Here is a 21917-nt window from a genome sequence, read left to right as displayed (position 1 = left end):
AATAAAAAGTGACGCTGCAGGGATGTTAATATGACTCGGGCAAAAAAAGATAACAGTAAGCATCATAAAGAAGCAATTAGTTATATTAATCAGCCAGAAAAACCATTGCATGAGAAACAGCATTACGATCGAATTGCTTGTGTTTTTCAAGGCGGAGGTGCATTAGGCGCTTATCAGGTGGGCGCTTATCGAGCTATTCGTGAGCGTGGTTACCTACCTAATTATTTAACCGGTGTCTCTATAGGTGCCATTAATTCTGCCATTATTGCTGGTAATCCTCCTGAAACACAGTTAGATAAATTAATTAGTTTCTGGGAAACTATAACGCCTAAGTTATTAATAGATGCTTTCTTTGATTTTAATATGTCTGAATATACGCATCATATGCATAATCATGTTGGGGCTATGTATTCTCTTTTATTTGGTTTGGAAGGCTTTTTTAAGCCACGTTTTATTCCACCCCATGCGTTAACCCAAGATTCACCTGATCATTTAAGTTACTATGACACCTCAGAATTACGCGATACCTTAGAAAGACATATAGACTTCGATAGAATTAATCAAAATAAAAAAATTACTTTATGCTTGGGTGCCGTAAATATTACTTCAGGACAAATGGTTTTTTTTAATAACCAAAAATGCCCAATTACAGTAGATCATGTAATGGCTAGTGGCGCATTACCGCCAGGATTTCCAGCAATAAAAATTGGTGAAGATTATTACTGGGATGGTGGAATCTATGCAAACACACCGCTTGTTACCGTATTAGATGCTCTACCACAGCTCGATACACTCTGTTTTGTTGTGGATTGTTTCAGTTTACAAGGCCGCCTGCCGCAAACGATGGATCAAATCGAAGAAAGACAAAAAGATATTCGTTATGCTAGTCATTCGCGAAGGTTAACCAATGTTTATACAGTTAAGCAGAATCTACAAGCAGCTATTCAATATTTAGGAGACAAACTAACACCAGAAGCGAAAGAGGATCCTGAAGTTCAAAAAATACTAAAATTAGGCCATCGTAAACGACTTAGTATTGTACATATTATTCATCATGCAACGCCTTATTCTCATTCTTTTAAAGATTATAATTTTATTGAAGCAGTAATTAAATTAAGAATGGATATGGGTTATCAAGATGCAAGTGCTGTTTTAGATAAACCGACATGGGAGCAGCAATCTGATAAAACACTGAATTGCTCTATTTACGGTGTTCGAGCAGATTACTTCGACCAACATTAATTAGAGCTCTATTGATTGCAATTTATTTATAACTTAACAAGTACTTCTTGCAAATGCTTCACAGCTTCAATTTCAAGCGGAAGTCCATGTTTGGCTTTAGGCGCGTTAGCAAAAGGAATAATCGCCCTTTTAAAACCGTGTTTTGCGGCTTCTCGTAATCGTTCTTGTCCACTTTGCACTGGACGAATCTCGCCTGCTAAACCTATTTCACCAAAAATAATTGTTTCAGGATCAAAAACTCGATTACGTAAGCTTGAAACGACAGCGGCTAATAGCGCTAAATCGCTACCCGTCTCTGTAACTTTGACGCCGCCTACAACATTGATAAACACATCTTGGTCAAAAGTAGCGATACCACCATGTCTATGTAACACAGCCAACAAAATTGCTAAGCGATTGTGCTCAAGACCTGCAGTTACTCGTTTTGGTTGTTGCCCATGTGCTTCATCTACTAAGGCTTGTACTTCAACTAACATAGGCCTTGAACCTTCCCACGTAACCATAACTGCACTTCCAGGGGTAGGATCAGGTTGTTTAGATAGAAAAATGGCTGAAGGATTAGCAACTTCTTTTAATCCTCTATCTGTCATGGCAAAAATGCCTAACTCATTAACTGCGCCAAAACGATTTTTTATTGCCCTAATCACTCGAAAACGATTGTCACTTTGACCTTCAAAATATAAAACACTATCCACCATATGTTCTAGCACACGAGGTCCAGCAATAGCGCCTTCCTTAGTTACATGGCCAACTAAAAAAACAGCTGTTTGCGTCATCTTAGCAAACCTTACTAATTGTGCTGCTGATTCACGCACTTGTCCTACCCCACCTGGGGCCGAACTAATTGCCTCCGTAAAAATAGTTTGAATTGAATCAATAACCATGACTTTAGGTAACTCTTTTTGCGCATGATTAATAATAGTTTCAACTTGAGTTTCAGCCAGTAACCTTAGTTTAGCTGTAGGTAGTTGTAGTCGCTTAGCACGCATAGCAACTTGTTGTAACGACTCTTCACCTGTTACATAAAGTATCTTGTTATGCTCAGAAAGATTAGCTAATGTTTGTAGCAGCAGAGTTGATTTTCCTATGCCCGGATCACCCCCAATCAAGACTACTGATCCTTCTACCAGGCCACCACCTAAAACCCGATTTAGTTCGGATAATCCGCAGTCCATACGTGCTTCATGATCAATAGTTACATCTTCTAAAGAAGTAATTGTTGAGCGTTGATTAGCGTAGTTACTAAAGCGAGGACTTTTTTCAACTTTAATAACATTTTCTTCAACAATAGAATTCCAGGCACCGCACTGAGTACAATGGCCAGCCCACTGTGCAAAAGTACAAGCACATTGGCTACAAATAAATCGGATTTTAGTCTTCATACATTAAAACATAACTTGTTAAATTGGCAGCTAACTTCTACAATTTTGATCATACTACACTTACCCTAATTAAAGTAGCAAATGACCATTCAATATTTTAAATGGGCAGTAGTTGGTGCAGGCCCAGCTGGAATTGCAGCAGTAGGTAAATTAATTGATGCAGGCATTGAACCTGAAGATATTTTGTGGGTTGATCCTTATTTTAAAGTGGGCGATTTAGGCAGGCTTTGGTCCAATGTATCTAGTAATACAACGGTAGAGAAATTCAATCGCTTTCTCTACGATTCAACAGCTTTCAATTATCATGTTATTGCTGAGCAATTTAATTTAGCTAACCTACAGAAAGATAAAACCTGTATATTAAAAGAAGTTGTTGAACCACTACAATGGATTACTAAACAACTTTGCAATAAAGTTGTATGTAAATTGGGCACTATTAAATGCATGATAATGGATAATAAAAAGTGGATACTATCAACAGAGTCCGATAAATTTATAGCAAGTCAGGTTATTTTAGCAACGGGTTCAGTTCCATCAACACTTGATTATTCTAATGTACCTACTATTCCTTTTGACATTGCGATTGATAAACAAAAATTAAAAAAAATTATTGATTTAAACTTTACCTATGGCGTTTTTGGCTCATCACATTCAGCCATCATAATAATACGTAATTTAATAGACCTGGGTGCCAAACAAGTGATTAACTTTTATCGCTCACCTTGTCGTTACGCCATTGATATGGGCAAATGGATTTTATTTGATAATACAGGACTTAAGGGGGAAACAGCGACTTGGGCAAAGGAATATATTGATGGTGCTCTACCATCTAATTTAGTTCGCTATAATATACTTGCAAAAGATATACATCCCTATCTGGCTACATGCGATCAAGTTATTTATGCAATAGGCTTTGAACGTCGAAATTCTCTCACAGTTAACGAACTACACCATTTTTCCTATGATCCACATATTGGTATTATAGCGCCTGGCATTTTTGGTTTAGGTATTGCCTATCCGGAATTAAAAGCAGATCCTTTTGGGATAACAGAGTATCAAGTTGGATTATGGAAATTCATGACTTATTTAAATAAAGTAATGCCTGTGTGGCTTGAGTATTATGTTTAAATTATAAATTTAATTTTATCAACAAGTTAATCCTCAGAATTAATGACTTATTATCTTTTTTTAAAAAATAACATATCTTGATTGGCTTAAGCCATTCCGGCCAAAACATAGCATTTCTACGTTTCTTAGGTATACTTATCTTTTTAAATTAAGACAGGACGGTTATGGCCAAAGCTATCCAGTTTGAAAAGTCACTTCTAGAACTTGATGAAATAGTGAAAAAGCTCGAGCAAGGTGATTTAACGTTAGAAGAATCGCTCAAATATTATGAAAAAGGGATTACCCTGGCGCGTAAATGTCAGACTGACCTAACTCAAGCTGAACAAAAGATAGAGATATTACGTTTAAATTCTATAGATCCTACCGGGCTATGTAATGATTAATGAACAATTAAGTTACTATCTTAACCGTCATGAAGAATTTCTTAAAAAATTTATTGATCGAGTTAACATACCTGCAACCCGTATAAAAGAAGCTATCTATTACACTTTATTTCCTGGTGGAAAACGTATTAGGCCACTATTAGTTTATTTATCGGGTGAAGCGTTAGATGTAGCCTTACCTTGCTTAGATAGAATTGCTGTAGCAGTAGAGTTAACGCATGCCTATTCATTAATACATGATGATTTGCCTGCGATGGATAACGATGATTTTCGCCGTGGTAAACCAAGCTGTCATCGTGCATTTGATGAGGCAACTGCTATTTTAGTAGGTGATGGTATGCAAGCTTTAGCAATCGATATTCTGCTAACGGAATTACCAGCGCTTTTACCACCTACTCAAGTGATTACTATTGCTCATGAGTTAGTGCATGCTAGTGGGCCTGCTGGCATGGTTAGCGGGCAAAGCCTTGATTTATCGGAGTTAACTAACACTAATATTAATGCATCACAGCTGCATATTATTCATGAATTAAAAACTGAAAAACTCATTTCGGCTTGTGTTAAAATGGCTATAGCTGCTGGCAATGCAAATCAGAAATTAAAAGTAGCATTAATTCAATATGCGGCCTATTTAGGATTAGCATTTCAAATGCAAGATGATTATTTAGATCATTATGCACCAATTGATAAATTAGGAAAAAATCGAGCTTCTGATTTAGCTAATCAAAAAATTACTTTTGCAAAACTTTATAATCAAAATGAGTTATTTGATCTAATTAGCACCTATTTTGAAAAGGCAAAAGGTGAACTGGTCTCCTTTTATGATAAAGCGAAGAACCTTCTAGCGCTAACAGATTCTCTACAAATAAGATGCGAATTAAATTAACTTATTCTATTTTGGTAAATGGTTGACGTTGAGTGTAAGGGTTAATCATTTACCTTGACCAAAATCCTAAGTACTTTTTATTATCTTCCTATCTAACCAATTAAGCATCCATTGTTGAGAATGGCTAGGCGCTAAATCTATACTTTGCATACAAATAAAGACAATATTCCTTTTTAATTCAGCTCGTTTAAGTTTTGATTGAATTTTTTGCAAGGAATAACAAGCACCATTAACAGCAACTGCTTTTAGAGAGTTATCTAGAATAGCGGAATTATTTTGGAGCTCTAAATGATGAACTAATGATATAGGCCAGTATTGCTTAGGATCGCGAAAAGAATAGCTAATATTATCTATTAATAACGCTGGATGGTTCTCAAAGAAAGTTGCAAAAGTCTCACGCTTTAAAGGAAAAGGAGCATGCGGTAAGTGAAAAAAATGTTTGTTAAAACCTGCTAATTTCGCGCTATTCTCTTGCAATGTTCGATGCTCGCTACAAGTTAATAATTTAGGCGTTTTGTTTAATAGTTTAGTTTGCAGTCTATAAAAGTAATTTCGCCATTTTTTACTAGTTTGTGTTTTCCATTCGCCCCGTAATACTACTTTGTTGCCTCTAAAAAAATCTTCTGGCTTAACGGGTCGAATAATTGAACAGTCATCATTTAAATAAATAAAACGATCAGCAAGCCCTTTAATACGCCATAAAACTGTTTCAATCGCAACACTATTGAAAGTGGGTAAATGCTTTTCAAATCCAGCAAAAATTTCCCGATGATCAATTAATTTAATTTTAGCTAGCCAATCTTTTTCTAACGTCTTAATAATTGGGGGCGTCTGTGCATCGGTAATAATAAAAATGTTTCTAATCCACGGTGCAAAACGAAATAATGACTGTAGGCAATAATTAAGTTCACCACACTCATTAAAGCGAGTAGATGCAGCGCCTTCCGGACGATATCTGCCAACTATTGTTAGTGCTGCAGCTAATTTCTTTTGATGAGCTTCATCATTTCCATCGACCCAGGTGATTACTGCATCAATTGGCTCTATTATTTGCATGAGAAAATTTTTTAAATTTGAGGTTCTTTAGCCAACATTATAAGAAAAAAATAAAGATATCGTTAATAATTATGAAAGAGTAATAAAAATTTTTTTAAAAAAATATTTAAAAAAAATTCTATTTAGATAAATATTAATAATAGTGGAGTATTTTATATCACACTAACTTCTACTAATTCATTAGTTAATGGAGTAGACTGTAATTTCATTTAATTCACATACAAAAGGTGATGTATGGTTAAAGCAGCATTCTTCGCAGGAAAATTCGCGCAAGGTTTTTTTTCAAAAACAGCGCCTCTAACACTAGTAAAACAATCAATACCCTTCCTTCTCGAAACAGCCAGTTTAACTACGCAAGCCTTTGTACTTACCAAATTGTCTATGACTTTATCTAATACAAATAAGGTTGCAGCTGAAGAAAAAACCACCCAGGATGAGTCCACATATTCAAAACTAAATATGTAATGTCATTTGATAAATAGTTGGTTTCACCACCTATTTAAATTTATAAACTTAGAAAGATACTTAAGTTAGTATTCCTTCTAAGTTTATACTCAAACATTATTTTGGCCCAGTAGCTTGAGGTTGTTCTATTTCCTTCACTTCTTCAATCTTAGGCGTTGTAGATTTACTAGTAGGATTACTAGCACTAGCAAAAAAGCCGTTCCTTGATTGACTTACTTGTGGTTGTTTAGGTTGCTCAGGTACAAAAACATACCTATTTAATATTTCGGCAAACATATTTACGCCAGCAAAAGCAAGTGCGTAATTAAAAGCACCCCAGCCAGTACCACGTAAAAGTGCTGCTATTCCTTCCTTTTGCAACGTAGTTTTTACAATCTCTCTCACTTTAGGTGACTTAAGTGTAGTGAAGTTAATATCAACTATCTGTCGACGCCATAATCCATCTGCTATATTAGAAAAAGGCGCAATTATAACGGCTGCAACGATGGAAGTTGTTGTATCATGTGCAAAAGGATGCGCTTTCCTTGAAAGGTATGGCTCTAGGAGATCACTTAATACCGTTGAAGTTCCTACACACCCTAAAGCTGAAAAATAATTTCTAGAGCCACGAAGTAAAACACCATTCTTGGCAAATTTAGCTTTTTCTGATAGTGAGCCGGCTACAGCTCTATATCCTACTGAGGCTACCGATGAGAAATAATTTTTAGAACCAAAAGGTGCTGTTATATTACCTTTGTATAGATTAAACCTATCTAATACCGATAGTATTGGATATTCCTTTTGCGCTGCAAGCACAGCACGTACATTAGCAAGATAGTGGGTAAAACCCATATCGATCCAGGTAACTCCCATAGCAGTAATAGGCGTTGACCAATACTTATTTACGTTAACCGGGTTTCCATTATTTTCTTTGCTTTTTTCACCAAATAAAGAATCTACCTGTTTTGTAATAGGTTCTCTTTGCGTAATAGCAGCATTTTTCATTAAACTACCTTGATTGGCTTTTATATACCCTTGAAAAAGTATTTGTAAAGCTTTGTAATTCATAGTAGCGGGGTTTAATGAATACGATACGCCTAACTGACGCTGGGCTTGGATAAGCTCAGGTACATACATCAATGTTGCCATACCAGTACTAGTAAAAACAGCAGTTGTAAGTGCTTTTCCATAAGGATCTGTTGTAAAGAAAGATTTAACTCTTCCTTTGAAACTTAAATCCTGCCCCTGAATAGGCATCACCTGTCGTGCATTTATTACTGATCTATTAGCATCCTGCCCTATTGTCCCTTCTGTCTTATTCTTAGTCATAAAAGTCTACCTCTTATTATAATTTTGACTAGGTATAGAGCTTTAGTTTTAAAGCGGGTCCAGTATATAAAAAAAAAATTAAGTCAGTATTAATGTGATTTAATACAATTCTTATAAATCTTTACAATTTATTAACTTTTCAGTTTTATATGCTCAATTGAGCAAAGAAATTTAAAAAATATATGCGGCTATAATAATTAAATAGCCAATATGATGTACAACACAGATAAACAACTTCAGAAAAAGCTAGCCTTTAAATAAAAGAATCTAACAATTAACCCTTTGATTTATAATAAAAATTAATTAATAAGCTAGTCACAATAATCTTAAATTACTAAGCATATCGTTAGTAATTTCCCTTTGCAAAATACAGTCTTACCTTAACCTGATCATTTTAATAATCGTTTAATAATTATGTCTTTCATCTGTACATTATGTATTATAATATTCTTTTTTGATCCTTTATATTACAACCTAGTAGAAGCAAGCGGAAGATTATCACCTATTGTCTAAGACCGCAAGAAATTTCAACCAATTAGCTCTTAATTTAAAATTAGCGCTTTAAAAAAGATTTAATTTGTATAATTTTTTCAATTTTGCAACAATTTAAAACTAATTAGTAATATTATATCTGCAAGATTTGCTTGATCATGATGATTTTCTAAGCAAATACTTTAAATCTTGATTTAAAATTTATAGAAAGAGGATGCTATTATTTAATCAATATCTTTAAATAAAGGGACAAATATGAATAAAAATGTAAAATGGATTTTAGCTTATATTTTAATGCAACACCTTTTCTATCTTCCGACAGCCTTTTCAGCAAGCAATCCGGATAATATAGTAAAACCAACTGAAGCATTATCAACTGATTGTACAGAAGAAGATAAGCCTAAAGTAAATCAAGAACTTTCAGATGTTGATCTGCAAGTTGGCCAAACAAAAGTTATTTCAGCTGCTGAAGCCATTTCGGGTACAAAGATGTATTACACCATTTCCGCGCTCGTTACCAACCCTAAAAATCAAGTCATTATAAATCGCCGTACTGGGATAGTTGTTATTAAGGCAAACTTTGAAGATGAGTTTCCTATAACTGTAAATGCAACAAATCCTTGTGGAACTACGTCCCTTACTTTTAATGTTAAAATTAATGCCCAATGACTTAAAAAATTATACTTATTTCTCTAATAGGCCTCTATTCAATTTTATTACTGAAACCTCTATGATAAACAAACCTAGTTACTTTTTAACATAATTATGACAATTGCATTCTTAGCCACAGGCGATGAAATTATTCAGGGTGATACTTTAAATACTAACACTCATCAGTTAGCTCATACGCTCAATTCAGAAGGATTAGCAGTTGGTTCACATTTATCGTGTAGTGATGATGAAGAGGATATATATCAATGTCTTCGCTTCTTATCCAATCAATATGATGTCATTATTATGATAGGTGGCTTAGGCCCTACTTCAGATGATAGAACTCGTTATGCGTTAAGTCGTTACTTAGAAAGCCCACTTATTGAATTTCCTGAAGCATTAGATCACATTCACAAGAGAATACACCAAATCAATCTTGCTCTGAGTGAAGGTAATAAACAGCAAGCTAAATTTCCTGCCCAAGCTACTTTACTACCAAATCCTAATGGAACCGCTTTAGGCTGCTATATTAGAAATCATAATAAGCTTTTTATTATGCTACCTGGCCCGCCGCGTGAATGTTTACCTATGTTTAATCATTATGTTTTACCTCTTCTACAACAGGATCAACATACTAATAAACAATTACTGAAATGGCGCTTATTTGGGGTGGCAGAAAGTCAGATTGCAGAGGCGATTGATAAGGCCTTACAAGATATCAACTGTAAAACTGGTTATCGATTAGATATGCCTTATGTAGAATGCAAGGTATGGGCTGAGCCAGAATTAGTCGAACTAATTAATAAAATTTTATGGCCTATTATTAGTCCCCATTTAATCACTAAAACACATAAAAAGGCATCGGAAGAATTAATTGAGCTTATTCAAAAATGGCAAAAACCTCTAGTAATTTTAGATGAGGCAACAGGAGGTATTCTGCAATCATTACTTCAACTTCCACAAACTTATCCATTGATTAAATTTCATGAGCCCAACCATGCTGCAGTACATTTCCACATTTGTGGGCTCTATGAGTATTGGTCCAATCGGCCTAAAAATGGCCAAACGTCACTGGCTATTTTTTATAGGCATAATCGTTTTGAAGGCAAAGAAACCCATATAATACCGCATCGAAGCCCGCTCGTGATTCATTATGCGGCAGAATTAATCAGCTTCCGGCTGCTTCATTTGATCAATCAGCTCCATTAACGCATAACTGAGTTCTTTAGTACCTTCACCTGTAGAAGCAGAAACCATAAATACCCGATCTTGCCAATTTAACCCTTGCACAATAGTTTGCTTAATTTTCTCCCGCTCTTCATCATTGAGTAAGAGATCTATTTTGTTTAATACCAACCAACGAGGTTTATTAAGTAATTCAGAATCGTATTGAGCTAATTCTTGTAAGATGACTTTGGCATTAAGAACAGGATCACTGCCATCTATAGGTAAAATATCGAGAACATGTAATAAAATACAAGTACGTGTTAAATGTTTTAAGAAACGGTGGCCAAGTCCTGCACCTTCGGAAGCACCTTCAATAAGACCAGGAATATCTGCCATTACAAAACTTTTAAATGAAGATACGCGCACTACACCAAGTTCTGGATGCAAAGTGGTAAAGGGATAATCAGCAACTTTAGGTTTGGCACTTGAAACTGCTCGAATCAAAGTAGATTTACCTGCATTTGGTAAACCTAGTAATCCAACATCTGCTAATACCCGCAATTCTAAACGTAAGCGGCGCGCTTCGCCAGGCGTGCCTGGTGTAGTTTGACGTGGTGCACGATTGACACTACTTTTATAGCGGGTATTGCCAAGCCCATGAAATCCACCTTGAGCGACTAATAAACGATCCCCTACTTGCTTAATATCTCCTAATAACTCGTCAGTATCGCAATCAAAAACGAGTGTACCAACAGGTACTTGAATAACTAAATCTTCACCCTTTTTACCAGTACAATTTCCACCCATACCTGGTTGACCATTTTTAGCCTTAAAATGCTTCTGATAGCGAAAATCAATTAGGGTATTTAAATCGGAATTTGCTTCCAGATAGATACTTCCACCGTCACCACCATCACCGCCATCTGGCCCGCCAAAGGGCACAAACTTTTCGCGTCTAAAACTTAAGCAACCATGTCCACCATTGCCTGCTTCTACATTAATGATCGCTTCATCGACGAATTTCATTTACTTTCTCTATTTAAATTTAATCTGATATGAGGGTGTTTTATATTACTTATGATAGTTCTAGGCTTAATGGTAAAGTTTAGCTCCCATTACTAATAAAACTTTTGCATAACGTGCCTACAGATTATACAAGAGCTCTAATGATTTTAGTTAGCTATACCTACTAAATTTATAATTAGCAGCAATCATTAAAAGAAGAATTAAAAGTATTATGAATGCCGCAAAGCAAAAACTGCGGCATGATAACTACAAAGAAATTAACTAGATTTAATTAGCGGCACCTTCAGCTGCTTCTGCTTGAATCATGACATATTTGCGGTTTTTAGCCCCTTTAACACGAAAAGTAACTGTACCAGCAACAAGAGCAAACAAAGTATGATCACGGCCACAGCCAACGCCTTCCCCAGCATGGAAGCGAGTTCCACGTTGACGAACTAAAATTTCGCCAGCATTCACATATTGGCCACCGAAGCGTTTAACACCAAGATACTTAGGATTCGAATCGCGCCCATTACGCGTACTACCGCCTGCTTTCTTATGAGCCATTATTTTCCCCTCTTAACTATTAATCGCAGTAATTTTAATCTGCGTAAAATTTTGTCGATGACCCATTTGTTTCATATGGTGTTTACGACGACGAAATTTAATTATCTTAATTTTTTTATGCCTAGCATGCCCTAAGATTTCACCTTTCACGGCTGCTTTTTTAATTAGGGGACTGCCAAGGGTCACTTTATCACCATCAGCAAGCATGAGTACGTCAGCAAAATCGACTTCACTCCCAACATCGCCAGACAGCGACTCTACTTTGATAATATCGCCCTCTTTTACGCGATATTGTTTACCGCCCGTCTTAATTACCGCATACATAGCTTATCTCCAACTCGCCGAAATGGCTTTATAAAGTTCAACAAAGTTGCATATTTTATGAAATTACTGCTATGACTTCAAGTTGATTTTAAATTATTGTATACTCTGGCTCCAAATTTATTTTAGCACCTGTCTTCAGAATTGCTAAGGTGAGAGGAAAGAAGTCGATTTTTGAGGACCATAGCGGAGCATATATAGAAATATGTGAGCAATGGTTTACAGAAAATTAACTTCCTTCTACCGCCATAGTCAACTTTAAAGATAGGTTCTTAGTGCTTAACTTGGTCGCGTGTTAAGTACAAATGTTTTTTCTATGGAGATAGTTATGCCGTCAATCGTTTTAGAAGCCGAAGCAAGAGCTGATATAGGGAAAGGTGCGAGCCGCCGCCTACGTCGTCTTGAAAATAAAGTACCTGCAATTTTATATGGTGGTGATAAGGAGCCTCAAGCTTTAAATCTTCCTCATAACAAAGTTATTAAAGCACTCGAGAGTGAGAGCATTTATTCATCAGTTTTCGATTTAAATATTGCTGGTAAAGTTGAACACGTTATTTTAAAAGCGTTACAACGCCATCCTTATAAACCTGTTATTTTACATATGGATTTACAACGTGTATCAGCAAAAGATGTTCTTACAAAAAATGTTCCTCTTCATTTTATTAATGAAGAAAATGCAAAAGGCGCGAAGGCCGGTGGTCGTATTAGCCATAATATGACTCAGGTTGAAGTTCGTTGCCAAGCTAAAAATCTACCAGAATTTATTGAAGTAGATATGACTAATGTTGGTTTGAATGACGTTGTTCATCTTGCTGATTTAAAATTACCTAAAGGTGTTGAGCTTACTGTGGATGCCAATGATGCTGACCATAACTTACCCGTTGTGGCTATTCATCCTCCAAAAGGTGGTACAGATGAGGAAGCACCAGCCGCTGCTGCTACTCCAGAAGCACCAGAGGCTGAAGCTTAATTCAAAGTTAATAGATAATATAATTTTTTATTAATCTTTATTGAGGCGAACAGTAATTAATTCGCCTCTTTTTTTATATATTATGACAATAAAATTAATCATTGGTCTTAGAAACCCTGGCCCTGCTTATGCCGCTACACGACATAACGCTGGAGGCTGGTTCGTTGAAATGTTAGCTAAACACTATAATGTTTCTTTTAAAATTGACAAAAAATTACATGCTGAGTTAGCTACTATTGAGCAGGCAGGATATATGTGCAAACTTCTTATGCCTACTACCTTTATGAACCAAAGCGGGCTAGCAACTAGAGCAGTTAGTCAATTTTACCGCATTGATGCAAATGAAATACTTGTGGTGCATGATGAGCTTGATCTTCCAGCTGGCCGTATTAAATTAAAAAAAGGTGGCGGACATGGTGGCCACAATGGCCTTAGAGATATAACAAATCAGCTTGGTAGTTCAGATTTCCATCGCTTACGAATTGGTATAGGCCATCCTGGACATAAAGACTTAGTATTAAATTATGTACTTGGAAAACCTAACTTAACAGATAAACAGCTAATTCTAGCAGCGCTTGAACGAACAATAACGGCATTACCTTTACTTATCCATGGTGAAATAGCCTTGGCTATGAATAAAATTAATAGCTAAAAAATCACCCATTAGCTACTAAAATAATCAGTTATCACGTTGTTAAAATTATTTATAAAGAGGCCAATTATGGGATTTAAATGTGGTATTGTAGGCTTACCTAACGTTGGTAAATCAACCTTATTTAATGCATTAACGAAAGCTGGTATTGAAGCGCAGAACTATCCTTTTTGTACAATAGAACCTAACATAGGTATTGTTACCGTACCAGATCCACGTTTAGATGAATTAAGCAAAATTGTTAAGCCACAACAAACAATACCTACTACTATGCAATTTGTTGATATTGCCGGTATTGTCAAAGGTGCATCTAAAGGTGAAGGTCTAGGTAACCAATTTCTAGCAAATATCAGGGAAGCAGACGCTATTGCTCATGTGGTACGCTGCTTTGGTGCTACTAAATCAGATATTATTCATGTTGAAGGACGTGTTGATCCCTTAAGTGATATTGACGTTATCAATACTGAATTAGCTTTAGCGGATATGGATACTATTGAAAAAGCCTTAATTAAAGTAAATAAACTTAGTAAGAGTGGTAATAAAGAAGCATTAGCTGAAAAACAAGTGCTTGAGAAGGTAAAAGAGCATTTAGATGCAGGATTTCCGGTTCGAACATTATCACTTACTGCTGAAGAAGAGACTATCATTCGACGTTTTTTTCTTTTAACAGCAAAACCCGTACTTTATATCGCTAATGTGGATGATGATGGCCATCATAATAATCCCCTGCTTGATAAAGTGATTGAATTTGCAGAAAATGAAAATGCTAAAGTTGTTTCACTTTGTGCAGCAACCGAAGCAGAATTAGTAGAACTGGAAGATACTGATCGTTTAGAATTAATGCAAGATTTAGGGTTAAATGAGCCTGGATTAAACCGAGTTATTCGAGCGGGTTATGAACTACTAGGTTTACAAACCTATTTTACAGCTGGTGTAAAAGAAGTAAGGGCTTGGACTATTCTTAAAGGGGCTACAGCGCCCCAAGCAGCAGGCGTCATTCATACAGATTTTGAAAAAGGTTTTATTCGTGCGGAAGTTATTTCTTATGACGCTTTTATTAACTGTGGCGGGGAGCAAGGTGCAAAAGAAGCTGGCAAACTACGCTTAGAAGGTAAAGACTATGTAGTCTGCGATGGCGATGTAATGCATTTTCGTTTCAATGTATAAACTATATCAGTAAAGGATTGAATTTGAGTACAGGCTGCTTCAAATACAGCCGTTTGCTTGCCAATTTAACATAACAGAGCTATTGGCTTTCTTATGTTAAATTTACGCAACCTACACTTTATCTCCAATAAGATAAAGATTATGTTCCAGCATCCGAGTTTGTAATTCAGCCATAATTAAATCATCTTGGAGCGAGTTATTAATAACTTCTGCTGAAGTCATATAACTAATTCCAATTGCTAAACCTTTACCTATTTCTGTACTAATCAACTGCAAAATAGTCTGCTTAATACGTTCAAAAATAACAAGGCAGCTTTCTTGATTAGCTAAGGGTAGAAAAAAGTACATCGTACCATTGGTTCGTGCAGCTAAATCACTTTCACGAAAAACTTGCTTTAGCGTTGTAAATAATTGCCCCATTAATCGTTCAGAATTTTTTTCACCATGTAATTCAATAAACTCATCTTCGTTGGTAACATGTAAAACCATAACACTGAAAAAAACTGAGCTATAACGTTCAGCCAACTTCACTTGCCAACTAAGAATAGATAAAAAAACAGGATAATCAATCACTTTAAAGTAATGACTAAAATTTGTGTAAATACTTTTTTCAATGCCACGAGCGAGGTATTCACCGCGATGGGTTATACAATAATTATAAAGTCGCCGTGCTATAAATTCACAGGGTGCTGCCGTATGCTGACAAAGTAAGCATACTAAATCAACAGCAGGCTCTGCAAAAAAGTGAGAGCATGTATTGCATATTTTATCTTCCAAAGGTATTTCGTAATCAATACCCAGTTCTTCTAATTTAGTATGACAACGAGTACATATTAACCGCTCCTGACGTAAAAATTCTGGCACTAAAGCGATATTTCCACACGCAAAGCAATGAACAAATCGTTGTGGTTTAACATCTATGGAATGACAATTAGGGCAGCTATTTTTTAAATTAAGTAACCCTGAACCACAAGCGGGACAAATTTTTATTTCGTCAACTAGACCTTGTTGAGATAATAAATCTTTTAACGCTAGATCTTCTAGCAATTGCCAGTGTTCTAGGCCAGAAGCTTCATTATAAAGAATAGTTAATAAAGGATATTCATAAATATAGGGAGAATTCGCGCTTTTAAAACCTTGTACATAAGTATTTGGCCGAGAATATAAATAAATAAGCAAAATTGATTCTTTATTTAAAGATTCTAACGCTAATTTTGAAACACTTAAGAGACGCTCATTAATTTGATTAGCAGTTTTATTAAGCAGCTCACAATCGGAAGGGCCATCAAAAATATGTCTTAAATTTGATTCAACATCACCTTGATAAAAAATAGGCGTAAAACGATAATTCGGTTTGCTACGTATTTCCTTGACTAGATCAATCCAATCTTGTTGCGGTGATTTTGCTAAAATTAAGGCAAACGGAGGTTCAGCAGGAAGTTCAGCAATAGAGCTTGCCTCATTAACCTCTAAAGGCAATAACTTTTCAGCATTAATATTGTTTATAATCCAAACTGTTTTCTGGTTCATCAGCATGCTCCAGATTTAATCCCTAAAAATGGTTAAGTTGCTTAAGTTAAATAATTATTATTCGCTAAATTACAATCAATTAATTTACTCAGGTTATAATTTAATTTTAGCTAAAGAAGGTAATAATTTCCTAGTTTACAATGCTAATTTCTGCAATTGAAAAGAAGGTTTGAAACTATAAGAAAAGTAGATGTATAATTTTTGTATTTATTATAAGTTAACTTGACATTCAGTGGTATCAACCTTAGCATGCTTGGATTAAATGCTAGAGGATAAAAAATGTCGGTAGACCGTTTACGAGCGCTAGTTGCTAACGACTTTGAAGCCGTTAATACCCTAATCATTGATAAAATACAATCTCAAATAGGCCTCATTGATGATTTGTCACATCATATCGTAGAAAGTGGAGGAAAACGGTTACGTCCACTTCTGGTTTTACTCGCTAGCCATGCCTGTGGTTATAAAGGTAACAATCATATTCCTCTTGCAGCGATGGTTGAATTCTTTCATACGGCAACGCTATTACACGATGATGTTGTTGACGAATCTAAATTAAGACGAGGTAAAGAAACCGCTAATGAAATCTGGGGAAGTAAAGCTAGTATTTTAGTAGGTGACTATCTTTTTACTCAATCCGTACAATTACTTGTAAATGTAAAAAATTGGTCCGTCTTAAATTTATTTGCGAATACCTCTCATGAAATTAGCTGTGGTGAAATAAAACAGTTAGTTAATCGTCATAATCCTTTATTATCTATTGATGATTATTTAGAGGTAATACGGGCAAAAACAGCTCTATTATTTGCAGCTTCAGCAGCAATCGGTGCTATTCTTGGGGAAAGTGGGCAAGAAATTGAAACTAGTCTTTATCAATATGGCTTACATTTAGGAAATGCCTTCCAACTAGTTGATGACGCCCTAGATTATTGCGCTGATACAAAAAAAACTGGAAAAAATATTGGTACTGACTTAGCAGATGGAAAGGCTACCATGCCCATTTTACATGCGCTTAAGCAGGGAACACCTGAGCAACAATTTATAATAAGACAAAGCTTAAAAGAAGGTAATGCAAATAATCTTTCTGAAATTATAAATATTCTTCACGAAACAAAGGCAATTGAGTTTACCAAGCAATTTGCTGCAAATGAGGTTGATGCTGCCTTAACAGCTTTATGCGTGCTTCCAAACTCATCTTTTAAACAGGCTCTAGAAGAATTAGCAACATTTGCACTTCAGCGCACCCACTAATTACAGTATCTCCGTGAAATCTAGTATGAAGCCTTTAATGGGTGATGCTATATTCTATTAATCGGAGTGTAGCTCAGCTTGGTAGAGCACTGCTTTCGGGAGGCAGGGGTCGCAGGTTCAACTCCTGTCACTCCGACCATCAAGTCAATAAGTTATAAAATATATAGTTATTGGTTCCCAAAAGATTAACAACCAGTTTCTTAGCAGAATTTATATCATCTTTTAAGACGTCTGGTAAGGAAAAAGCCATTTATGAATCGGATATAAGTCAAAAAAAGCTTTAGTTTTGACTGAATTAAAAGCACTTAGTAATAGTAATTTAGGATTTTTACAACAAATAAATCAACCCAGGATCAGTCGTCAGTGGCTTATTTATTAAGTATGTTTTGTAATTAAATTAAAGGGCCAACTAAAGATATTTGGCCTACTTTATCTTGTTAATATAAATACTAGAATACTAGTTTAGAATTAAATTTAAGCTCCGAATGAGCTTCTGTAGTAATATCATTTTTAGTACTTCTCGGTGTGAGTAGCAACTTGTAGTGACATATGAGGTCCTATCAATTTAATATAAGCATCTATATCAAATAGAAAACCTGGTTTTTCTATTTGAATATTTAGTGATATTACAACAGTTATTAAATTATACTTTAATAACTTTAGTATCTGCTATCCAGTGGGATAATTGCCAAGCCAAAATTAAGTAACTTATAAATAACCCATACAACCAGTATTTACAAGAGATTGTTCTCGCTTTAATAAATAATGCCCATGTTGCTAAGATTAACATGGCTGAAAAAACTGGCAGCGCAAAACGATTTTCAACAGCTGATAAACCATAAACTGTAATCCATCCTAAAATAAGGCAAGGGTAAAGTACTAATAGCAATCTTTGTATCGTCTTAAATTGTGGATTGATTAGCGTATTATGGCGCGCAGACTGAATAGCCAGGATATATCCTACTCCAGACCAAAATAAAACAAGATGACTAAAAATAAATAGGGCCCATGAGTATTTCGGTACATAATTATAAATGTAGGGAAATAAGTAATCAAAATCAAAAGCAGCAAAAAAATGTACCAAAATAGTTTTTATAGCTATAAATGGGTGGTGAATATACCATGTCGTTATATCCGCATCTAGAATATATGTAGTAGGATTATTATAAATTAGCGAGCCACCGCCTGATACCATACTGGTTGCGTATTTAATCATACGATTGCCCGAAAAAAGTTGATAATCCCCTAATTTAAAAGTTGGAAGAAAAGTCCATTGATGAAATCCCTCCCAATTTAATAATAATTGCGGTGCCACAGCTAACCCAAAACCAATACAGACAGCTAGAATGTGTCCCATCCGCGTATACATATTCTTACGACATCGTATCAACCAGGTCAGAGATACAGGGGGCAATAATAATAACCAATTAATATTTGCTGGCCGCACTACGATAGCAAACCCCATTAAAAACCCTAATATACTACTTAATAGAAAATTTTTCCGGTTAAGCGATAAGGGAAATGGTGCTGAAAATAATATTAATATTATGTAAGAAATAAATAATAGTAGAATAACCGTAAGCCCATCTGTTAGTGAAATTGCTAGATAAGGATAAACAAAAAAATTAGATAATAGAGCGAAAAAACAGCAGTTAGCAGCTGTACTAGAAAATATTGAAGCGACTTGCCGTGAAAGTAGGAATACTCCCAATACATATAAACCAGTCTGTACTAAATAAACTAGATAATCGAGTTTTATTAAGAGCAGATCGGAAAGCTTGACATTTAATGCTATGAATAAGGGATAGCCATATAAACGAATGTGAGAAGTTGCGTGATTAGTAAATCCATGTTTGGCATAGAGTTGTCCAATAGAAATATAATCTAACGCATCGCAGCATACAGGGTGAATGAGCTGATATTGAAAGCAAAAAAAAGAAAAAAGAGCTGCAAACAATAGGACAGTGAGCTTTATAAGAGAGCGGTAATTAATAGGACGTGATAGATTTATAGTTTCCATTTTGTACATAGTGATTCTTACAACCCTTATTTAACACTAAAGGAATATTTACTATTAATATTCAGTTAATATATGAACAGTTTTTTTCTTTAAGAAACATAAATTGCTGGCTTCAAGCAGTAGCTAGAATTACTTTTATCGCTAATGTTAAAATATCAATTTTGTTAATAACAAGATGTTACTCTCCAATTTTATTAAATCATTTATAAAGTCTCCTTTCAAGAACTCTAGCCTTAAAGAAGTCAATAAATGAAGTGCAATACTATATAGAAATGTACCTAGAAAATTCAAGCTACATAGCCTAAATAAACTTCTGAAAATTTAAATGATTAATATTAAATTGATAATATAAATTTGCTCATTTTATTTTACTTAGTAAATGTTTTTAGAGGCAGAGGTCGAAAATTTAACTTCTATCACTTCAATGTTTATTCTCATAATCGAGTTAAACTTACTACATCCTTAATAAGCTATTTTTCTATTTGGAATATACTAAAAGCACGCATTTACCTTTAAATAATTTACTTTATTAGTCGCTCTTTATGATAATTATAATTTTTTATAAAGAAGCTTATCTATTATCTATAATCCTTATACTTCTGTCGTTTATCTAAAGTTTAAATTACCTTTTAATGAAGACGCCTTTTCATTTACCTTAATATATATTGGGCGTAGCTGATAAATTTCATAAACTTGAATCGGTAAGTTAACCTACTGCACCTTTGCTTATCTTTCTGAATTTCTAGTGAAAAGGTCTTTTGAGATAAGCCCAAAACCAGGCCCACCAGAGATACATAAAAGGTAGTTATTTTGTTCAGCATGACCATCGGATGCTAAAACTTTGCAATAAATCCTACGATTATTAATATAAACGTATTTAGCAAGAATTAATTGCAATAGCTGCTACTTTCTTTATCAATGCATAAATTTTTAATTAATTGTCTTGATTAGCGCAAAGCAAGTTATTAAAAAATCACACTCTTTAGGTGGTGCCAGCTTGAATAATTTTTTTTCCACCAAAGTAAGGCTGTAGCGCAGTAGGAATATGAATATTGCCATCTTCATCTTGATAGTTTTCCATAATGGCTACTAAAGTACGGCCAACTGCTAGCCCTGAGCCATTTAAGGTATGTACTAATTCAATAGACGAATCAGGTAGTCGATAACGTGCTTTCATACGACGAGCTTGAAAAGACGTCATATTTGAACAAGAAGAAATTTCTCGATAAGTATTTTGGCTAGGTAGCCAAACTTCTAAATCATAAGTTTTGGCAGCACCAGCACCCATATCACCTGTACATAATGTAACAATTCGGTAAGGTAATTCTAGACGTTGTAAAACAACTTCTGCGTGCACAGTTAATTGTTCAAGTGCTTCATAAGACGATTCAGGTGTAGTCACCCATACTAATTCTACTTTCTCAAATTGGTGCTGCCGAATCATTCCCTTTGTATCTCGGCCATAAGAGCCGGCTTCACTACGAAAACAGGGTGAATGACATACATAGCGCAGAGGAAGTTTATCCAGCGGTGTAATCGTATTGCGAACAGTATTGGTGACGGGAATCTCGGAAGTAGATGTTAAATAGTACTGTTCGTCACCTTTTATCTTAAATAAATCATTTTCGAATTTAGGCAACTGTCCTGTACCAAGTAAACTTTCTGCATTAACAATATACGGTACATAAATTTCTTGGTAACTATGCTCTTCGATATGAATATCCAACATAAATTGAATGAGAGCTCTGTGTAATCTTGCCAGATCCTGCTTCATAACCACAAAGCGACTACCAGCTATTTTCACAGCTAATTCGAAATCAAGTAGTCCTAATGCCTCTCCTAATTCATCATGTGATTTAACAGGAAAATTGAATTGAGGTATTTTACCCCAGCGTCTTATTTCAACATTTTCTGATTCATCATCACCAATGGGTACAGATTCATGTGGAATATTAGGCAAAGTTAATAACAAAGCATCCAGTTGACTTAGAATTTGTTCAAGCTCTGCTTTTTTTTGATTTAACTCTTGACCCAAATTACTAACCGAATCTAGTAAGGAAGTAGCATCTTCTCCTCGGCTTTTCGCAATACCTATTTCTTTTGAGCGCTGATTACGCTCATTTTGCAGTGATTGAGTAGCAACTTGTAGTGACTTACGTTGTTCTTCTAATTTGATATAAGCATCTACATCAAATATAAAACCTCGTTTCCCAAGCTGTCTTGCTACAAGCTCAGGATTTTCACGTAATAAATGCGGGTCTAACATCGCCTTACCTC

The 21917-nt window shown here is 35.2% G+C and carries 20 protein-coding genes and 1 tRNA gene; 12 read left to right on the top strand and 9 right to left on the bottom strand.

The features are described 5' to 3' along the window. Window positions 1-30 precede the first annotated feature (30 nt). On the top strand, window positions 31-1242 hold the full coding sequence (locus DYH30_RS03240; protein ID WP_115330277.1) for a patatin-like phospholipase family protein: 1212 nt from the start codon (window positions 31-33) through the stop codon (window positions 1240-1242). A 26-nt stretch (window positions 1243-1268) separates the two neighbouring features. Here the strand turns inward: DYH30_RS03240 and radA are convergent, their stop codons facing one another. Then, window positions 1269-2624: a DNA repair protein RadA gene (radA, locus tag DYH30_RS03235; protein WP_115330276.1), complete on the bottom strand. Its 1356-nt coding sequence runs from the start codon at window positions 2622-2624 to the stop codon at window positions 1269-1271. Window positions 2625-2705: 81 nt separating this feature from the next. Here radA and DYH30_RS03230 point away from each other — a divergent pair, with 81 nt between their 5' ends. The 3 genes from DYH30_RS03230 to DYH30_RS03220 all read left to right on the top strand — a co-directional run bounded on the left by DYH30_RS03230 (window position 2706) and on the right by DYH30_RS03220 (window position 5021). Next, window positions 2706-3752, top strand: a complete 1047-nt coding sequence (locus DYH30_RS03230) for an FAD/NAD(P)-binding protein (protein ID WP_115330275.1) — start codon at window positions 2706-2708, stop codon at window positions 3750-3752. A 164-nt stretch (window positions 3753-3916) separates the two neighbouring features. Continuing rightward, the gene (locus DYH30_RS03225; RefSeq protein WP_115330274.1) at window positions 3917-4135 is read left to right on the top strand and encodes an exodeoxyribonuclease VII small subunit; all 219 of its coding nucleotides are present in this window, start codon (window positions 3917-3919) and stop codon (window positions 4133-4135) included. After that, window positions 4128-5021, top strand: a complete 894-nt coding sequence (locus tag DYH30_RS03220) for a polyprenyl synthetase family protein (RefSeq protein WP_115330273.1) — start codon at window positions 4128-4130, stop codon at window positions 5019-5021. The genes DYH30_RS03225 and DYH30_RS03220 overlap by 8 nt, the downstream gene beginning before the upstream one ends. A gap of 66 nt (window positions 5022-5087) precedes the next feature. Here DYH30_RS03220 and DYH30_RS03215 read toward each other — a convergent pair whose 3' ends face one another. Then, entirely contained in the window at window positions 5088-6077 is a 990-nt protein-coding gene (locus tag DYH30_RS03215) for a stealth family protein (RefSeq protein ID WP_115332479.1), read from the bottom strand. Window positions 6078-6311: 234 nt separating this feature from the next. On the opposite strand from DYH30_RS03215, the gene DYH30_RS03210 reads away from it, so the two are divergent. After that, on the top strand, window positions 6312-6542 hold the full coding sequence (locus DYH30_RS03210) for a hypothetical protein (RefSeq protein ID WP_115330272.1): 231 nt from the start codon (window positions 6312-6314) through the stop codon (window positions 6540-6542). Window positions 6543-6638: 96 nt separating this feature from the next. Here DYH30_RS03210 and DYH30_RS03205 read toward each other — a convergent pair whose 3' ends face one another. Further along, window positions 6639-7850, bottom strand: coding sequence for a hypothetical protein (locus DYH30_RS03205; RefSeq protein WP_115330271.1), 1212 nt, complete (start codon window positions 7848-7850; stop codon window positions 6639-6641). Window positions 7851-8597: 747 nt separating this feature from the next. Between DYH30_RS03205 and DYH30_RS03200 the strand changes: the two genes are divergently transcribed. Both DYH30_RS03200 and DYH30_RS03195 read left to right on the top strand, forming a co-directional pair. Continuing rightward, complete coding sequence (locus DYH30_RS03200) at window positions 8598-9011, top strand: hypothetical protein (protein WP_115330270.1); 414 nt, start codon at window positions 8598-8600, stop codon at window positions 9009-9011. A 96-nt stretch (window positions 9012-9107) separates the two neighbouring features. Beyond that, entirely contained in the window at window positions 9108-10202 is a 1095-nt protein-coding gene (locus DYH30_RS03195) for a competence/damage-inducible protein A (protein ID WP_115330269.1), read from the top strand. On the opposite strand, the gene cgtA is transcribed toward DYH30_RS03195, so the two are convergent. From cgtA to rplU, 3 genes are all read right to left on the bottom strand, one after another. Beyond that, on the bottom strand, window positions 10158-11186 hold the full coding sequence (gene cgtA / locus DYH30_RS03190) for an Obg family GTPase CgtA (protein ID WP_115330268.1): 1029 nt from the start codon (window positions 11184-11186) through the stop codon (window positions 10158-10160). The two genes, DYH30_RS03195 and cgtA, sit on opposite strands and share 45 nt — an antisense overlap. A gap of 267 nt (window positions 11187-11453) precedes the next feature. Next, window positions 11454-11732, bottom strand: coding sequence for a 50S ribosomal protein L27 (gene rpmA, locus DYH30_RS03185; RefSeq protein ID WP_115330267.1), 279 nt, complete (start codon window positions 11730-11732; stop codon window positions 11454-11456). A gap of 12 nt (window positions 11733-11744) precedes the next feature. After that, on the bottom strand, window positions 11745-12056 hold the full coding sequence (gene rplU, locus DYH30_RS03180) for a 50S ribosomal protein L21 (protein ID WP_115330266.1): 312 nt from the start codon (window positions 12054-12056) through the stop codon (window positions 11745-11747). Window positions 12057-12381: 325 nt separating this feature from the next. Between rplU and DYH30_RS03175 the strand changes: the two genes are divergently transcribed. The 3 genes from DYH30_RS03175 (at window position 12382) to ychF (ending at window position 14842) form a co-directional block, all read left to right on the top strand. After that, window positions 12382-13023: a 50S ribosomal protein L25/general stress protein Ctc gene (locus DYH30_RS03175; RefSeq protein WP_115330265.1), complete on the top strand. Its 642-nt coding sequence runs from the start codon at window positions 12382-12384 to the stop codon at window positions 13021-13023. 82 nt (window positions 13024-13105) lie between these two features. Beyond that, window positions 13106-13675 (top strand): aminoacyl-tRNA hydrolase, encoded by a 570-nt coding sequence (gene pth, locus DYH30_RS03170; protein WP_115330264.1) that lies wholly within the window; start codon window positions 13106-13108, stop codon window positions 13673-13675. 69 nt (window positions 13676-13744) lie between these two features. Continuing rightward, window positions 13745-14842, top strand: a complete 1098-nt coding sequence (ychF, locus tag DYH30_RS03165) for a redox-regulated ATPase YchF (protein ID WP_115330263.1) — start codon at window positions 13745-13747, stop codon at window positions 14840-14842. Between the two features lie 111 nt (window positions 14843-14953). Here ychF and DYH30_RS03160 read toward each other — a convergent pair whose 3' ends face one another. Next, window positions 14954-16372, bottom strand: coding sequence for a TackOD1 domain-containing metal-binding protein (locus DYH30_RS03160; RefSeq protein WP_160116147.1), 1419 nt, complete (start codon window positions 16370-16372; stop codon window positions 14954-14956). Between the two features lie 279 nt (window positions 16373-16651). On the opposite strand from DYH30_RS03160, the gene DYH30_RS03155 reads away from it, so the two are divergent. Both DYH30_RS03155 and DYH30_RS03150 read left to right on the top strand, forming a co-directional pair. After that, a complete protein-coding gene (locus DYH30_RS03155; protein WP_115330261.1) occupies window positions 16652-17620 on the top strand; it encodes a polyprenyl synthetase family protein in 969 nt (322 codons plus the stop codon). A gap of 62 nt (window positions 17621-17682) precedes the next feature. Beyond that, window positions 17683-17759, top strand: a tRNA-Pro gene (locus DYH30_RS03150). A gap of 504 nt (window positions 17760-18263) precedes the next feature. Here the strand turns inward: DYH30_RS03150 and DYH30_RS03145 are convergent. Together DYH30_RS03145 and serS are read right to left on the bottom strand one after the other, a co-directional pair. Further along, window positions 18264-19649 carry a hypothetical protein gene (locus DYH30_RS03145; RefSeq protein ID WP_115330260.1) on the bottom strand — a complete coding sequence of 462 codons (1386 nt, stop codon included), beginning with the start codon at window positions 19647-19649 and terminating at the stop codon, window positions 18264-18266. 973 nt (window positions 19650-20622) lie between these two features. Beyond that, entirely contained in the window at window positions 20623-21906 is a 1284-nt protein-coding gene (serS, locus tag DYH30_RS03140) for a serine--tRNA ligase (protein ID WP_115330259.1), read from the bottom strand. Window positions 21907-21917 lie beyond the last annotated feature (11 nt).

Source organism: Legionella busanensis (assembly GCF_900461525.1).
GTDB classification, from domain to species: Bacteria; Pseudomonadota; Gammaproteobacteria; order Legionellales; family Legionellaceae; genus Legionella_C; species Legionella_C busanensis.
This window is presented reverse-complemented; position numbering and strand designations above follow the sequence as displayed.

Bases quoted from the DNA above. Each gene is read 5' to 3' on its own strand.
- DYH30_RS03240 (WP_115330277.1), top strand. From the start codon at position 31: ATGACTCGGGCAAAAAAAGATAACAGTAAGCATCATAAAGAAGCAATT.
- cgtA (WP_115330268.1), bottom strand. From the start codon at position 11,186: ATGAAATTCGTCGATGAAGCGATCATTAATGTAGAAGCAGGCAATGGT.
- DYH30_RS03210 (WP_115330272.1), top strand. From the start codon at position 6,312: ATGGTTAAAGCAGCATTCTTCGCAGGAAAATTCGCGCAAGGTTTTTTT.
- DYH30_RS03205 (WP_115330271.1), bottom strand. From the start codon at position 7,850: ATGACTAAGAATAAGACAGAAGGGACAATAGGGCAGGATGCTAATAGA.
- rpmA (WP_115330267.1), bottom strand. From the start codon at position 11,732: ATGGCTCATAAGAAAGCAGGCGGTAGTACGCGTAATGGGCGCGATTCG.
- DYH30_RS03160 (WP_160116147.1), bottom strand. From the start codon at position 16,372: ATGAACCAGAAAACAGTTTGGATTATAAACAATATTAATGCTGAAAAG.
- DYH30_RS03145 (WP_115330260.1), bottom strand. From the start codon at position 19,649: ATGTACAAAATGGAAACTATAAATCTATCACGTCCTATTAATTACCGC.
- radA (WP_115330276.1), bottom strand. From the start codon at position 2,624: ATGAAGACTAAAATCCGATTTATTTGTAGCCAATGTGCTTGTACTTTT.
- ychF (WP_115330263.1), top strand. From the start codon at position 13,745: ATGGGATTTAAATGTGGTATTGTAGGCTTACCTAACGTTGGTAAATCA.
- DYH30_RS03195 (WP_115330269.1), top strand. From the start codon at position 9,108: ATGACAATTGCATTCTTAGCCACAGGCGATGAAATTATTCAGGGTGAT.
- DYH30_RS03200 (WP_115330270.1), top strand. From the start codon at position 8,598: ATGAATAAAAATGTAAAATGGATTTTAGCTTATATTTTAATGCAACAC.
- pth (WP_115330264.1), top strand. From the start codon at position 13,106: ATGACAATAAAATTAATCATTGGTCTTAGAAACCCTGGCCCTGCTTAT.
- DYH30_RS03155 (WP_115330261.1), top strand. From the start codon at position 16,652: ATGTCGGTAGACCGTTTACGAGCGCTAGTTGCTAACGACTTTGAAGCC.
- DYH30_RS03175 (WP_115330265.1), top strand. From the start codon at position 12,382: ATGCCGTCAATCGTTTTAGAAGCCGAAGCAAGAGCTGATATAGGGAAA.
- DYH30_RS03220 (WP_115330273.1), top strand. From the start codon at position 4,128: ATGATTAATGAACAATTAAGTTACTATCTTAACCGTCATGAAGAATTT.
- DYH30_RS03215 (WP_115332479.1), bottom strand. From the start codon at position 6,077: ATGCAAATAATAGAGCCAATTGATGCAGTAATCACCTGGGTCGATGGA.
- rplU (WP_115330266.1), bottom strand. From the start codon at position 12,056: ATGTATGCGGTAATTAAGACGGGCGGTAAACAATATCGCGTAAAAGAG.
- DYH30_RS03225 (WP_115330274.1), top strand. From the start codon at position 3,917: ATGGCCAAAGCTATCCAGTTTGAAAAGTCACTTCTAGAACTTGATGAA.
- serS (WP_115330259.1), bottom strand. From the start codon at position 21,906: ATGTTAGACCCGCATTTATTACGTGAAAATCCTGAGCTTGTAGCAAGA.
- DYH30_RS03230 (WP_115330275.1), top strand. From the start codon at position 2,706: ATGACCATTCAATATTTTAAATGGGCAGTAGTTGGTGCAGGCCCAGCT.